At 54.1% G+C, this 377-nt stretch carries 1 protein-coding gene; it reads right to left on the reverse strand.

The features are described 5' to 3' along the window. A partial coding sequence (locus AK963_RS34555; protein ID WP_175404813.1) for a hypothetical protein occupies window positions 1-377 on the reverse strand: 377 nt, incomplete at both ends.

The raw sequence follows: 377 nt of genomic DNA on the forward strand, positions 1-377 counted from the left end.
GCTCTTCCGCAATATGCTCTCTGCGGTTGCTGCCATTCCTGTTTTTGATCGTTAAGGTGACATGGGTCAGTCGGCCTTCGTGGGTAAACTGGGGCGATACCTTCATTTGCTCTACCACCTGCCCAAGACTTGGATACCGTTCCACCTGCTGTGCGGCACTGCTCCAGGCGATCCGGTCAAAGCCGTTTTCGGCTGCGTGGCGGATCATCCGTTTCATCACCAGGTTGGGCCAGCTCTCTTTCAGGGGCGCATTAGGTACCTGACGGTAGAACCGATGTTTGTCGGTATCGAACAGTGATTGTCGTTCATCTCGCAGTGTTTTCAGCTGGGCTTCGGCATCCACCCACTGCTGGAAATAGTTCTCTACATCCTCTGCA

This window comes from Endozoicomonas atrinae, assembly GCF_001647025.1.
GTDB lineage: Bacteria > Pseudomonadota > Gammaproteobacteria > Pseudomonadales > Endozoicomonadaceae > Endozoicomonas > Endozoicomonas atrinae.